The sequence below is a fragment of the Serratia sp. FS14 genome, from assembly GCF_000695995.1.
GTDB classification, from domain to species: Bacteria; Pseudomonadota; Gammaproteobacteria; order Enterobacterales; family Enterobacteriaceae; genus Serratia; species Serratia nematodiphila.
Map to the genome: position 1 here is coordinate 1,230,350 of NZ_CP005927.1, position 12,951 is coordinate 1,243,300.

The following is a 12,951-nucleotide window of genomic DNA, read 5'->3' on the forward strand; positions in this document are numbered from 1 at the left end:
ATCGCTGCGTGTTTAACCGGGGTTTAACTCGCCCCGGCTTATCCTAGGCGGCGAACCATCGCGTATCAGGAGCCCCGTATTGAGCCTCAATGACGTTATCAACTGGGTCAGCGACGTCGTGCGTCAGCACGAAGGCTGGGCCATTCCCATCATCTTCTTCCTGGCGTTCGGCGAGTCGCTGGCGTTTTTGTCGCTGCTGCTGCCGGCCACGGTGATCCTGCTGGCGCTGGGCGCGCTGATCGGCGAAAGCGGCATCGCCTTTTGGCCGATTTGGGCCGCCGCCGCCGCCGGGGCGTTTTTCGGCGACTGGCTCTCTTACTGGATCGGCTATCACTATCAGGATCGCGTGGCCCATATGTGGCCGCTGTCGCGCAATCCGCAGCTGCTGGCGCGCGGCCACGCCTTCTTTGAACGCTGGGGCGTGCTGGGCATTTTCATCGGCCGCTTCTTCGGCCCGCTGCGCGCCGTGGTGCCGTTGGTGGGCGGCATTTGCGGCATGCCGCAGCGCTATTTCCAACTGGCCAACGTCACGTCGGCGATGATCTGGGCGTTCGGCATTCTGGCGCCGGGGGCGTTCGGCATCAAGTGGCTCAGCCAGTGGCTGGGTTGATTTCTCGCTAAATTGCGCAGCGCCGCGCAATATTGTGCGCGGCCGGCAAAATCAGGCTGGACATCCATACAGCCTCCCCTTAACGTGACGGGCAATGGGCGTGCAAAACGCCGCAACGGCAAGGTGCAACAGGAGGCAGGGTGGATACCAGTCTGATTTATGGGATTGGCGGCGTAGCGATCGGCATGCTGTTGGGGTGGCTGATCGCCAGTCTGCGGGTGCAGCAGACGCATGCGCAACATGAAACCGAGCTGCGGTTGCTGGAGCAAGCGTTGCAGCAGGCGCAGCAGGAAACGGCGGCGCGGCAGGAAACGCTGCAGCGCCACGAGCAGCAGTCGCGCCAGAGCGAGCTGGAGCTGCGCAATCTGCACAGCCAACTGGCGGCCGGACATGAGAAGCTGCAACAGCTCAACCATTGGCGCAACGAATGCGAACTGCTCAATCAGGAGCTGCGCGCCCAGCGCGAGGTTAACAGCGCGCAGGAAGCCGAACTGCGCGAAGTCACCATCCGTCTGGAAGAGACGCGTATGGCAGCGGAGGAGAAGCAGCGCCTGCTTATCAACAGCGAACAGCGGCTCACCACCCAGTTTGAAAATCTCGCCAACCGCATTTTTGAACACAGCGGCCGCAAGGTGGACGAGCAAAATAAGCAAAGTTTGGATCGTTTACTGTTGCCGCTGCGCGAACAGCTGGACGGTTTCCGCCGGCAGGTGCAGGACAGCTTTGGCCAGGAGGCGCGTGAGCGCCATACGCTGACGCACGAGATACGCAATCTGCAGCAGTTGAACGCGCAGATGGCGCGCGAGGCGATCAACCTCACCAAGGCGCTGAAAGGCGACAACAAAACGCAGGGCAACTGGGGCGAGGTGGTGCTGAGCCGGGTGCTGGAGGCTTCCGGCCTGCGCGAAGGACATGAGTATGAAACGCAGGTCAACGTGCGGGTGGATCATCAGAGCCGCATGCAGCCCGATGTGATCGTGCGCCTGCCGCAGGGTAAGGATGTAGTGATTGACGCCAAGATGTCGCTGATCGCCTACGAGCGCTATTTCAACGGCGAGGATGAGGCGGAGCGCGAAGCGGCGCTGAGCGAACATATCGCCTCGCTGCGCGGCCATATCCGCATGCTGGGCCGCAAGGACTATCAGCAGCTGCCGGGGCTGCGTTCGCTGGATTATGTGCTGATGTTCATTCCGGTCGAGCCCGCCTTCCTGCTGGCTATCGATCGCGAGCCGGAGCTGATCAGCGAAGCGCTTAAGCACAACATCATGCTGGTCAGCCCGACCACGTTGCTGGTGGCGCTGCGTACCATCACCAACCTGTGGCGCTATGAGCATCAGAGCCAGAACGCCCAGCGCATCGCCGATCGCGCGGCGAAACTGTATGACAAGATGCGGCTGTTCGTGGACGATATGTCCGCGCTGGGGCAGAGCCTGGACAAGGCGCAGGGCAGTTATCGTCAGGCGATGAACAAACTGAGCGAAGGCCGTGGTAATCTTATCGGCCAAATTGAAGGTTTCCGCGCGTTGGGGGTTGAGGTCAAACGGCCGATAAACCCGCTGCTGGCGCAGCAAGCCGGCGCGCAACACGATGAAGCGGAAGAGGCGAACGACGATGATGTCGCCGCGCTGCCGCAGACGAACGACGATGACGATACCGCCGGGGAACCGGGCTTCGTTTCGCACGGCTGAGGCCGTGGCGAGGTGGGGTATTCACCGGGCTTCTGGTACACTCATCCACACAAAATTGACTGAATAGCAGGCAGGACAATGGCAGATCAATCGCAGGAAACCACCGATTTCGGTTTTCGCACCGTCGCTAGAGACGAAAAACAGGCCATGGTGGCGGACGTTTTCCATTCGGTAGCGGCAAAGTATGACGTGATGAACGACCTGATGTCGTTCGGTATTCACCGTATCTGGAAGCGTTTCACCATTGACTGCAGCGGCGTGCGCCGCGGGCAGCGCGTGCTGGATCTGGCCGGCGGTACCGGCGACCTGGCCGCCAAGTTCTCCCGCATGGTGGGCGAGCAGGGGCAGGTGGTGCTGGCGGACATCAACGATTCGATGCTCAAGATGGGGCGCGAGAAGCTGCGCGATCGCGGCATCGTCGGCAACATCAATTACGTGCAGGCCAACGCCGAAGCGCTGCCGTTCCCGGACAATTACTTCGATTGCATCACCATCTCCTTTGGCCTGCGTAACGTCACTGACAAAGACAAAGCGCTGCGCTCGATGTTCCGCGTGCTGAAGCCGGGCGGCCGTCTGCTGGTGCTGGAATTCTCCAAGCCGCTGCTGGCGCCGCTGAGCAAAGCCTATGACGCCTACTCTTTCCACGTGCTGCCGAAGATCGGCGAGCTGGTGGTGAAAGATCCGGACAGCTACCGCTACCTGGCGGAATCGATCCGCATGCACCCCGATCAGGAAACCCTGAAGGGCATGATGGGCAACGCCGGTTTTGAAAACGTCACCTATTTCAACCTGACCGGTGGTATTGTCGCCCTGCATCGCGGCTTCAAGTTCTGAGAGGGAGATGCCGATGCTGTTTACCCCTCTGCTGACCGGTGCGCTGGAAACCTCGCTGAATAACCTGCTGTTTCGCGATCGCAGCATGAAAGCCGCCCGCCAACGCCTGGCGGGCAAGGTGCTGCGCATCGAACTGGAAGAGTTGGCTTCGCCGCTGGTGCTGGTGTTCAGCGAACTGCGCGTGGATGTGCTGGGGCAGTCTGAAGACAGCGCCGATTGCACCGTGCGTAGCCGCATTCCCTCCTTGCTGAAGCTGCGCGATCGCCAGCAGTTGCCGGTGCTGATGCGCAGCGGCGAATTGACGGTGGAAGGCGATATTCAGGTGGTGCAACAGCTGGTTGGCCTGCTCGATCTGGCGGAGTGGGATCCGGCGGAGTGGCTGGCGCCCTACATCGGCGATATCGCCGCCCAAGGCATTACACAGGCGCTGGGAAAAGGCGCCTCGCTGCTGAAAGCCGGCTTTATGCGCCGGCAGCAAGACATGGCTGAGGCGTTGACAGAAGAGTGGCGCCTGGCGCCGGGGCCGCTGGAAGTGGTGTGGTTCAACGAAGAAGTTGACGCACTCGCCCGCAGCGCGGAAGCGCTGATTGCCCGCATGGACAAGTTGGAGGGCAAGCGATGACCCCAGGCGAACTGCGCCGTTTGTATTTTATCGTCCGCGTTTTTCTCAGCTACGGGCTGGACGAGCTGATCCCTAAAATGCGGTTGACGCTGCCGCTGCGCTTTGGCCGCCGGCTGCTGTTCTGGATGCCGAATCGGCACAAGGACAAACCGCTGGGTGAACGTCTGCGGCTGGCGCTGCAGGAACTGGGGCCGGTCTGGATCAAGTTCGGCCAAATGATGTCGACCCGTCGCGATCTGTTTCCGCCGCACATTGCCGATCAGCTGACGCTGCTGCAGGATCGGGTGGCGCCTTTCGATGGCGCGTTGGCGCGTAAGCATATCGAGCTGGCGATGGGCGGCCCGCTGGAGACCTGGTTCGATGACTTCGATCAGCAGCCGCTGGCCTCTGCCTCGATCGCGCAGGTGCATACCGCGCGGTTGAAAACCACCGGCCAGGAAGTGGTGCTGAAGGTGATCCGGCCGGATATCGGGCCGATCATCAAGGCCGACGTGCGTCTGATGTACCGGTTGGCAGGCTGGGTGCCGAAGCTGTTGCCGGACGGCCGCCGTCTGCGCCCGCGCGAAGTGGTACGCGAGTATGAGAAAACTCTACTGGACGAATTGAACCTGCTGCGCGAAGCGGCTAACGCCATTCAGCTGCGCCGCAATTTCGACGGCAGCCCAATGCTGTACGTACCGGAAGTTTATTCCGACTACTGCCGCGAAAGCGTATTGGTGATGGAGCGCATTTACGGCATTCCGGTCTCGGACATCGCCACGCTGGAACAGCAGGGCACCAACATGAAACTGTTGGCGGAACGCGGCGTCCAGGTGTTCTTTACCCAGGTCTTCCGCGACAGCTTCTTCCATGCGGACATGCATCCCGGTAATATTTTCGTCAGCTACGAACATCCGGAAGATCCTTGCTACATCGGCATCGACTGCGGCATCGTCGGTTCGCTGAACAAGGATGATAAACGCTACCTGGCGGAAAACTTCATCGCCTTCTTCAACCGCGATTACCGCAAGGTGGCGGAACTGCACGTCGACTCCGGGTGGGTGCCGCGCGACACCAACGTGGAAGACTTCGAATTCGCCATCCGCACCGTGTGCGAGCCGATTTTCGAGAAGCCGCTGGCGGAGATTTCCTTCGGCAACGTGCTGCTGAACCTGTTCAACACCGCGCGACGCTTCAATATGGAAGTGCAGCCCCAGCTGGTGTTATTGCAGAAGACCTTGCTGTATGTTGAAGGACTGGGGCGTCAGCTCTATCCGCAGCTGGATCTGTGGACCACCGCCAAGCCGTTCCTCGAGAGCTGGCTGCGCGATCAGGTCGGCATTCCCGCCGTGGTGCGTGCGCTGAAAGAGAAAGCGCCGTTCTGGGCGGAGAAGCTGCCGGAACTGCCCGAGCTGTTTTACGACAGCTTGCAGCAGCATAAACTGTTGCAACAAAGCGTTGATAAGCTGACCAACCAGATGCAGGCTCAGCGGGTTCGTCAGGGGCAGTCACGTTATTTGTTCGGCGTTGGCGCTACACTGTTGGTAAGCGGCACGCTGTTGCTGCTGGGGCAAATCGAGGTGTTTCCCGCCTGGATGATGGCCGCCGGCATCGTATGCTGGGTGATTGGCTGGAAGCGAACCACCTGATTTAATTCGTTACTCTGGTAAAGTCGGTTCTATAATGCGGGCTGGCTTTAAAAGACCCTTTAAAATTAGAGGTAATTAAAATGGGCGGTATTAGTATTACGCAATTGTTGATCATCGCAGTGATCGTGGTGCTGTTGTTCGGTACCAAAAAACTGCGCACGCTGGGCTCCGATCTCGGCGCCTCGATCAAGGGCTTCAAGAAGGCGATCGGCGACGATACGCCGTCGACCCCCAACACGGCTGAGAAAAGCAGCCTGGATGACGCTGACTTCTCGGCCAAGCCTATTACCGATAAGCAGCCGGAAGTGAAACCGGAAGAGTCGAAGAACAAAGAGCAGGTATAAACCGTGTTTGACATTGGGTTTAGTGAGCTGCTGCTGGTGCTGGTGATCGGCCTGGTTGTTCTGGGGCCGGAACGCTTGCCGGTCGCGGTCAGAACGGTATCGGGCTGGATCCGCGCGCTGCGCTCGCTGGCGGCCTCGGTGCAGCACGAACTGTCTCAGGAGCTGAAGCTGCAGGAGCTGCAGGACAGCCTGAAAAAAGCGGAACAGGCCGGCCTGCAGAACCTGACGCCGGAACTGAAGGCGTCGATGGATGAGCTGAAAGACGCGGCGGAATCATTGAAACGCACCTACCAGGGCGAGAAAGAAGAGCTGGCGAACACCATTCATAACCCGCAGATCACCGATCCGGAAGCCTTGCACGACGGCGTGACGCCGGCGGAAGCGGCAACCCGCGCCAGTGCGCCCGCCGCCGCGCCAAAACCGGCAGCGGAACCTGAAGCCGTCGCGCCCGTGTCACCAGCACCGCCGGTGGCGGCGCAACCGGCTAAAGCGCCGGCGGAAACCGCGCCGGCACCTGTCGAACCTGTTGCGGATAAAACCCCAGCGTCTCACCAACCTAGTGGCGATCGTTAATACATGGCTGTTGAAGATACCCAACCCCTTATCAGTCATCTGATAGAGCTGCGCAAGCGGCTGTTGAACTCGATTATTTGCGTGCTGGCGGTGTTCGTGGTGCTGGTGTTTTTCGCCAACGACATCTACCAGTTGGTCTCTGCGCCGCTGCTCAAGCAGCTGCCGGCCGGGGCGAGCATGATCGCTACCGACGTGGCGTCACCGTTCTTTACGCCGATCAAATTAACCATGATCGTCTCGGTGTTCGTCTCCGCGCCGATGATTTTGTATCAGGTGTGGGCATTCATCGCGCCGGCGCTGTACAAGCATGAACGCCGCCTGATGATGCCGCTGCTGGTGTCCAGCAGCCTGCTGTTCTACCTCGGCATGGCTTTCGCCTACTTCATCGTGTTCCCGCTGGCCTTCGGCTTCTTTGCCAAGACCGCGCCGATGGGGGTGACCATTGCCACCGACATCAAAAACTACCTCGATTTCGTCATGGCGCTGTTTATGGCGTTCGGCGTCGCTTTCGAAGTGCCGGTCGCCATCATTCTGCTGTGCTGGAGTGGCGTCACCTCGCCGGAAGATCTGAAGAAGAAACGGCCGTATGTGTTGGTTGGCGCGTTTGTGGTCGGCATGCTGTTGACGCCGCCGGACGTGTTCTCGCAAACCCTGTTGGCAATACCGATGTATCTGCTGTTTGAAGTGGGGGTGTTCTTCGCCCGCTTCTATACCGGCAAACGTCGTCCGCAGGCGGAAGAAGAAGACGAGGGTGACGAACCGCCAGCTCCCTGATCCATCTTAATTGCGAAGCCGCCCATTGGGCGGCTTTTGCTTTGGAAAAAATCATGTTTGATATCGGCGTTAATCTCACCAGCAGCCAATTCGCCAAAGACCGCCAGGCGGTGGTGGAGCGCGCCCGCACCGCAGGGGTGACCGGGATGTTGATTACCGGCACCGATCTGCCGGAGAGCCGCGAAGCCGCCGAACTGGCGCAACAACATCCGGGCTACGGTTGGTCTACCGCCGGTGTGCATCCGCATTACGCCAGCGGTTGGGATGAACACACTGCCGAGCAGATTTATGCGTTAGCCGCACGCCCTGAAGTGGCGGCGATCGGCGAATGCGGCCTGGATTTTAATCGCAACTTCTCGACGCCCGTACAGCAGGAAGCGGCGTTCACCGCGCAGCTGGCGCTGGCGGCGGAGTTGGCGCTGCCGGTGTTTCTTCATTGCCGCGACGCACACGCACGTTTTGCCGAGCTACTGACGCCGTGGTTGGATAAACTGCCCGCGGCCGTGGTGCACTGCTTCACCGGCACCGCCGAAGAATTAACAAGCTGCCTGTCGCTGGGTCTGTCGATCGGGATTACCGGTTGGGTCTGCGACGAGCGGCGCGGCCTGGAATTGCGCACCCTGTTGCCGCAGATCCCGGCCGAGCGTCTGCTGCTGGAAACTGACGCCCCTTATCTGTTGCCCCGGGATTTACAGCCTAAACCCGCATCTCGCCGCAACGAACCCTGTTTCCTGCCCCATATCGTGCAGCAGGTCGCCGTCTGGCGACAGGAAGAGCCGCAATGGCTGGGGCAAAAAACCGATGAGAACGCCCGCCGGCTATTCCGGCTGGTTTGAGCTAGGAGAAAACTATGAGCTATGCATTTCCGGGCACCTTCCCTGGTCGCCGTATGCGCCGCGTGCGCCGTCACGACTTCAGCCGCCGCCTGGTGGCCGAGAATCAACTGACGGTCAACGATCTGATTTATCCGGTGTTTGTCATGGAAGGCAGCAACCGCCAGGAAGAAGTGGCCTCGATGCCGGGCGTATCGCGCATGACGATCGATCTGCTGGTGAAGGAAGCGGAAACCATCGCCAAACTTGGCGTGCCGGTGATTTCCCTGTTCCCGGTGATCGAACCGAGCCTGAAATCGCTGCATGCGGAAGAAGCCTATAACCCGGAAGGGTTGGTACAGCGCACGGTGCGCGCGCTGAAAGACGCGGTGCCTGAACTGGGCATTCTGACCGACGTGGCGCTCGATCCCTACACCACGCATGGGCAGGACGGGGTGATCGATGAGCAGGGTTATGTGATTAACGACGTGACCAAAGACATTCTGGTGCGTCAGGCGCTGTCCCATGCCGAAGCGGGCGCGGAAATCGTGGCGCCGAGTGACATGATGGACGGCCGCATCGGGGCGATCCGCGATCGTCTGGAATTGCAGGGCTTGGTGAATACCCAAATCATGGCCTACTCCGCCAAGTATGCTTCCTGCTACTACGGCCCGTTCCGCGATGCGTTGGGCTCCAGCGGCAACCTGAAGGGCGGCAACAAGAAGACCTATCAGATGGATCCGGCCAACAGCGACGAAGCGCTGCAGGAGATTGCGCAGGATCTGCAGGAAGGTGCGGACATGGTGATGGTGAAACCGGGCATGCCGTACCTCGACGTCGTGCGCCGCGTGAAGGATACCTTCGGTGTGCCAACCTTCGCTTATCAGGTGTCCGGCGAGTACGCCATGCATATGGCGGCGATTCAGAACGGCTGGCTGCAGGAGCAACCTGCGGTGATGGAATCGTTGATGTGCTTCAAACGCGCCGGCGCCGACGGCGTGCTGACCTACTTCGCCAAGCGTGTCGCGCAGTGGCTGCACGACGATGCGATGCGTCGCTAAGCGCAAAATGAGCCAACAAAAAGGCGCCTGAGGGCGCCTTTTGCATTACATCTTCTGGAACTGTCGGTTGTCGATGCTTTGACTGACCTGCTTGTTGATCAGGTTCAGTAACAACATGGAACGCGCCTCGCCGTCCGGTTCGGTGTAGATCGCCTGCAGCCCTTCGAACACGCCGTCGACGATCAGAACGGTATCCCCTGGCTGTGGGGTTTCCGGATCGACATAGGTTTCGCTGGCGTGCGTGCGCAGCTCATCGATCACCTTGCTCGGGATGACGCTCGGCAACGCGCCGAAACGCACGAAGTGGCTGACGCCACGGGTGGCGCTGATGGTGGTGGTGTGAATGCGCTCCGGATCGAACTCCACAAACAGATAGTTGGGAAACAGGGGTTCGCTGACCGCGATACGCTTACCACGCACGATCTTTTCCAGCGTGATGATCGGGCTGAGGCAGTTTACCTGCTGCCGCTCCAGATGTTCCTGCGCCCGCAACAGCTGACCGCGTTTGCAATAAAGTAGATACCAGGATTCCATAATTTCACATGCCTTTCTGCCAGCCGGTAAGCATATCAAAAGCTATTCCGGATACATAGTGATGCAAGTTTCAGTGTGTAACATCACCTATCTCTATGAATCTGCGGCTATTAGCGAGGGGTCACACACTTATCGATACGGTGCTGGTATAACAGAGGGCTAAAAATTTGTTACCGTCACAGTATGGCAGGCGCTGCGCCGCCGGCTGTGACGCTATTCATCGTTTTGACCGAGAGGGAAAGAAATGGAGCTGTTTCTGTTGAGCAACGGCAAGCTGTCTGGCGAAGCCGAGCTGCTGGGGTACGCCAAAAGCCAACTGCTGGCGATGATTGCGCGTCGCGGCATCAAATCCGCCGTCTTTATCCCTTACGCCCTGATCCGTTACGACTACGACCAGCGTGCGCAGGAACTGGCGCAAACGCTGGGCATCGAAGTCACCAGCATCCACCACGCCGCTTCGCCGGCGGCGGCGATCGCGCAGGCGGAGTGCATTTTGGTCAGCGGCGGCAATACCTGGTTGCTGAACCAAATGCTGCACGAACAAGGCCTGATCGTGCCCATCCAGCGCGCGGTGCGCGAGCGTGAAGTGCCTTACGTCGGCTGGAGCGCCGGTTGCAACGTGGCCACACCGAGCATTCGCACCACCAATGACATGCCGGTGCGCTGCAGCGTGGTGCTGCCGGCGCTGGGGCTGTTCCCGGTGCAGATCAACCCGCACTACATCGACGCGCATATCAGCGGCCACATGGGCGAAACCCGTGACGAGCGCCTGGCGGAGTTCTGCGCGGTCAACCCAAGCGAATCGGTGGTGGCGCTGCGTGAAGGTAGCCTGCTGCACGTTGAAGGCAATGCGCTGCGTTACTTCAGCGCTAACGGGCAGGGCTTCAAGGTGTTCCGCCACGGTGAGGAGACGCGTGAATATCAGGATACGCGCGCGCTGGCTGCGCTGGTGCCGTTCAACTGCGGCTGAGGGCCACCCGGCGGCGGGCGGCGTTAACAAAATTGCAGCAACAACCGTGAAGAGGGCTTATAATGCCCTCCCCACTGGCCGTTATAATGATCAGCATGAAATACCGTGACTTACGCGATTTCCTCTCGTTGCTGGAGAAGAGAGGGGAACTAAAACGCATCAGCCAGCCGATCGATCCTTACCTGGAAATGACGGAGATTGCCGATCGCACCCTGCGAGCGGGCGGTCCGGCACTGCTGTTTGAAAACCCGAAAGGGTATGACATGCCGGTGCTCTGTAACCTGTTCGGCACCGCCAATCGCGTGGCGATGGGCATGGGGCAGGAAGACATCAGCGCGCTGCGCGAAGTCGGCAAACTGCTGGCGTTCCTCAAAGAACCGGAGCCGCCGAAAGGCTTCCGCGATCTGTTCGACAAAATGCCAAAGTTCAAGCAGGTGCTGAACATGCCGACCAAGGTGCTGGGATCCGCGCCTTGTCAGGAGCAGGTATGGCAGGGTGACGATGTCGATCTCAGCCGTATTCCGGTGATGCACTGCTGGCCGGAAGACGCTGCGCCGCTGATCACCTGGGGGCTGACGGTGACCCGCGGCCCGCATAAGGAACGGCAAAACCTCGGCATCTATCGCCAGCAGGTGCTGGGCAAGAATAAAGTGATCATGCGCTGGCTGTCGCATCGCGGTGGCGCGCTGGATTATCAGGAGTGGTGCCAGGCGCACCCGGGCGAGCGTTTCCCGGTCGCGGTGGCGCTGGGCGCCGATCCCGCTACCATCCTCGGTGCGGTCACGCCGGTGCCGGATACCCTGTCTGAATATGCCTTTGCCGGGCTGCTGCGCGGCAATAAAACCGAAGTGGTCAAGTGCCTTTCCAACGATCTGGAAGTGCCCGCCAGCGCCGAAATCGTGCTTGAAGGCTATATCGAGCCGGGTGAAATGGCGCCGGAAGGCCCCTACGGCGACCACACCGGTTACTACAATGAAATCGACCAGTTCCCGGTGTTCACCGTTACCCACATCACCCAGCGCCGCAACGCGATCTACCACTCGACCTACACCGGCCGGCCGCCGGATGAGCCGGCGATCCTGGGCGTGGCGCTGAATGAAGTGTTCGTGCCGATCCTGCAAAAGCAGTTCCCGGAAATCGTCGATTTCTATCTGCCGCCGGAAGGGTGCTCGTACCGCCTGGCGGTAGTGACCATGAAAAAACAGTACGCCGGCCACGCGAAACGCGTGATGATGGGCGTCTGGTCGTTCCTGCGGCAGTTTATGTACACCAAATTTGTTATCGTCTGTGACGATGACGTCAATGCGCGCGACTGGAACGACGTGATTTGGGCGATCACCACACGAATGGATCCGGCAAGGGATACTGTTCTGGTGGAGAATACGCCGATCGACTATCTGGACTTCGCCTCGCCGGTTTCCGGCCTGGGTTCGAAGATGGGGCTGGACGCCACCAATAAATGGCCGGGTGAAACCGATCGCGAATGGGGCCGTCCGATTCAGATGGATGAAAAGGTACGTGCGCGCGTCGACGAAATCTGGGATGAGCTCGCAATCTTCAGTGACAGGGAACCGACGTTATAGCGTCAGGCCCTGTTCTCAGCTTTGCATTGATGACCCGACAGAGGGAACGCATGACAATATTGAGCTGTAAAGTGACCTCGGTAGAGGCCATTACCGATACGGTTTATCGGGTACGTCTGGTGCCCGAACAGCCGTTTTCTTTCAAGGCAGGGCAATATCTGATGGTGGTGATGGATGAGCGCGACAAGCGCCCGTTCTCACTGGCATCAACCCCGACGCAGCAAGATTACATCGAGCTGCATATCGGCGCTTCGGAGCTGAATCTGTACGCCATGGCGGTGATGGATCGCATCCTGAAAGAGCAGGCGATCACCGTTGACGTGCCGCATGGCGACGCCTGGCTACGGGAAGAGGGCAGCCGTCCGCTGGTGCTGATCGCCGGCGGCACCGGTTTCTCTTACGCGCGTTCAATCCTGTTGACCGCGCTGGAGCAGCAGCCGGATCGCGACATTTCAATCTACTGGGGCGGGCGTGAGCTGAAGCACCTGTACGATTTGAGCGAGCTGGAAGCGCTGTCGTTGCAGCATCCGAATCTGAAGGTGATCCCGGTGGTCGAGCAGCCGGAGGCTGAATGGCGTGGCCGCAGCGGCACCGTGCTTAGCGCGGTGCTGCAGGATTTCGGCACGCTGGCGGAGCATGACATTTACATCGCCGGGCGTTTCGAGATGGCGAAAATCGCCCGCGAGCGTTTCTGCGCCGAGCGCGGCGCGCTGGAAGCGCATATGTTTGGCGACGCGTTTTCGTTTATCTGACAGAGGCGATGCGCAGTGAACGGGGTGGCCGAGGGTCGCCCCGTTTTTATTTGGGCGTCGGCAAATTTCAGGCATAAAAAACCCGCCCCTGACAGGCGGGAAGAACGGCAACTAAACTTGGCGGGATGCCGCGATTTGAAGTGGTGACGCGGTCATCCCAAGATAG

Annotated in this window: 14 protein-coding genes; 13 read left to right on the forward strand and 1 reads right to left on the reverse strand. The window is 59.8% G+C overall.

Annotated features, from left to right (window positions below; genetic code table 11):
- The first annotated feature begins 79 nt into the window (after nucleotides 1–79).
- From L085_RS05655 to hemB, 10 genes are all read left to right on the forward strand, one after another.
- Nucleotides 80–610: a DedA family protein gene (locus L085_RS05655; protein ID WP_004934438.1), complete on the forward strand. Its 531-nt coding sequence runs from the start codon at nucleotides 80–82 to the stop codon at nucleotides 608–610.
- A gap of 140 nt (nucleotides 611–750) precedes the next feature.
- Complete coding sequence (gene rmuC, locus L085_RS05660) at nucleotides 751–2,298, forward strand: DNA recombination protein RmuC (RefSeq protein ID WP_015376303.1); 1,548 nt, start codon at nucleotides 751–753, stop codon at nucleotides 2,296–2,298.
- Between the two features lie 78 nt (nucleotides 2,299–2,376).
- Complete coding sequence (gene ubiE / locus L085_RS05665) at nucleotides 2,377–3,132, forward strand: bifunctional demethylmenaquinone methyltransferase/2-methoxy-6-polyprenyl-1,4-benzoquinol methylase UbiE (protein WP_004934443.1); 756 nt, start codon at nucleotides 2,377–2,379, stop codon at nucleotides 3,130–3,132.
- Nucleotides 3,133–3,145: 13 nt separating this feature from the next.
- The gene (locus L085_RS05670) at nucleotides 3,146–3,754 is read left to right on the forward strand and encodes an SCP2 domain-containing protein (RefSeq protein WP_015376304.1); all 609 of its coding nucleotides are present in this window, start codon (nucleotides 3,146–3,148) and stop codon (nucleotides 3,752–3,754) included.
- Nucleotides 3,751–5,382: a ubiquinone biosynthesis regulatory protein kinase UbiB gene (gene ubiB / locus L085_RS05675; RefSeq protein ID WP_004934451.1), complete on the forward strand. Its 1,632-nt coding sequence runs from the start codon at nucleotides 3,751–3,753 to the stop codon at nucleotides 5,380–5,382. The genes L085_RS05670 and ubiB overlap by 4 nt, the downstream gene beginning before the upstream one ends.
- Before the next feature lie 80 nt (nucleotides 5,383–5,462).
- The gene (gene tatA / locus L085_RS05680; protein WP_004934452.1) at nucleotides 5,463–5,726 is read left to right on the forward strand and encodes a Sec-independent protein translocase subunit TatA; all 264 of its coding nucleotides are present in this window, start codon (nucleotides 5,463–5,465) and stop codon (nucleotides 5,724–5,726) included.
- 3 nt (nucleotides 5,727–5,729) lie between these two features.
- Nucleotides 5,730–6,299, forward strand: coding sequence for a Sec-independent protein translocase protein TatB (gene tatB / locus L085_RS05685; protein ID WP_004934455.1), 570 nt, complete (start codon nucleotides 5,730–5,732; stop codon nucleotides 6,297–6,299).
- 3 nt (nucleotides 6,300–6,302) lie between these two features.
- Nucleotides 6,303–7,073, forward strand: coding sequence for a Sec-independent protein translocase subunit TatC (gene tatC, locus L085_RS05690; protein ID WP_004934456.1), 771 nt, complete (start codon nucleotides 6,303–6,305; stop codon nucleotides 7,071–7,073).
- A 53-nt stretch (nucleotides 7,074–7,126) separates the two neighbouring features.
- Nucleotides 7,127–7,909 (forward strand): 3'-5' ssDNA/RNA exonuclease TatD, encoded by a 783-nt coding sequence (gene tatD, locus L085_RS05695; RefSeq protein WP_044031938.1) that lies wholly within the window; start codon nucleotides 7,127–7,129, stop codon nucleotides 7,907–7,909.
- Between the two features lie 14 nt (nucleotides 7,910–7,923).
- Complete coding sequence (gene hemB, locus L085_RS05700) at nucleotides 7,924–8,946, forward strand: porphobilinogen synthase (protein WP_004934463.1); 1,023 nt, start codon at nucleotides 7,924–7,926, stop codon at nucleotides 8,944–8,946.
- 45 nt (nucleotides 8,947–8,991) lie between these two features.
- Here hemB and rfaH read toward each other — a convergent pair whose 3' ends face one another.
- A complete protein-coding gene (rfaH, locus tag L085_RS05705; RefSeq protein ID WP_004934466.1) occupies nucleotides 8,992–9,480 on the reverse strand; it encodes a transcription/translation regulatory transformer protein RfaH in 489 nt (162 codons plus the stop codon).
- 244 nt (nucleotides 9,481–9,724) lie between these two features.
- On the opposite strand from rfaH, the gene pepE reads away from it, so the two are divergent.
- The 3 genes from pepE to fre all read left to right on the forward strand — a co-directional run bounded on the left by pepE (nucleotide 9,725) and on the right by fre (nucleotide 12,785).
- On the forward strand, nucleotides 9,725–10,450 hold the full coding sequence (gene pepE, locus L085_RS05710; RefSeq protein ID WP_033631520.1) for a dipeptidase PepE: 726 nt from the start codon (nucleotides 9,725–9,727) through the stop codon (nucleotides 10,448–10,450).
- A gap of 62 nt (nucleotides 10,451–10,512) precedes the next feature.
- Nucleotides 10,513–12,033 (forward strand): 4-hydroxy-3-polyprenylbenzoate decarboxylase, encoded by a 1,521-nt coding sequence (ubiD, locus tag L085_RS05715; RefSeq protein WP_015376309.1) that lies wholly within the window; start codon nucleotides 10,513–10,515, stop codon nucleotides 12,031–12,033.
- A 50-nt stretch (nucleotides 12,034–12,083) separates the two neighbouring features.
- Nucleotides 12,084–12,785: an NAD(P)H-flavin reductase gene (gene fre / locus L085_RS05720; protein WP_004934474.1), complete on the forward strand. Its 702-nt coding sequence runs from the start codon at nucleotides 12,084–12,086 to the stop codon at nucleotides 12,783–12,785.
- The last annotated feature ends 166 nt before the right edge of the window (nucleotides 12,786–12,951 follow it).

What these genes read in the sequence shown, in the direction of transcription:
- pepE (WP_033631520.1), top strand. Translation starts at nt 9,725, where the DNA reads ATGGAGCTGTTTCTGTTGAGCAACGGCAAGCTGTCTGGCGAAGCCGAG.
- tatC (WP_004934456.1), top strand. Translation starts at nt 6,303, where the DNA reads ATGGCTGTTGAAGATACCCAACCCCTTATCAGTCATCTGATAGAGCTG.
- tatD (WP_044031938.1), top strand. Translation starts at nt 7,127, where the DNA reads ATGTTTGATATCGGCGTTAATCTCACCAGCAGCCAATTCGCCAAAGAC.
- rfaH (WP_004934466.1), bottom strand. Translation starts at nt 9,480, where the DNA reads ATGGAATCCTGGTATCTACTTTATTGCAAACGCGGTCAGCTGTTGCGG.
- ubiB (WP_004934451.1), top strand. Translation starts at nt 3,751, where the DNA reads ATGACCCCAGGCGAACTGCGCCGTTTGTATTTTATCGTCCGCGTTTTT.
- fre (WP_004934474.1), top strand. Translation starts at nt 12,084, where the DNA reads ATGACAATATTGAGCTGTAAAGTGACCTCGGTAGAGGCCATTACCGAT.
- ubiE (WP_004934443.1), top strand. Translation starts at nt 2,377, where the DNA reads ATGGCAGATCAATCGCAGGAAACCACCGATTTCGGTTTTCGCACCGTC.
- tatA (WP_004934452.1), top strand. Translation starts at nt 5,463, where the DNA reads ATGGGCGGTATTAGTATTACGCAATTGTTGATCATCGCAGTGATCGTG.
- hemB (WP_004934463.1), top strand. Translation starts at nt 7,924, where the DNA reads ATGAGCTATGCATTTCCGGGCACCTTCCCTGGTCGCCGTATGCGCCGC.
- ubiD (WP_015376309.1), top strand. Translation starts at nt 10,513, where the DNA reads ATGCCCTCCCCACTGGCCGTTATAATGATCAGCATGAAATACCGTGAC.
- L085_RS05670 (WP_015376304.1), top strand. Translation starts at nt 3,146, where the DNA reads ATGCTGTTTACCCCTCTGCTGACCGGTGCGCTGGAAACCTCGCTGAAT.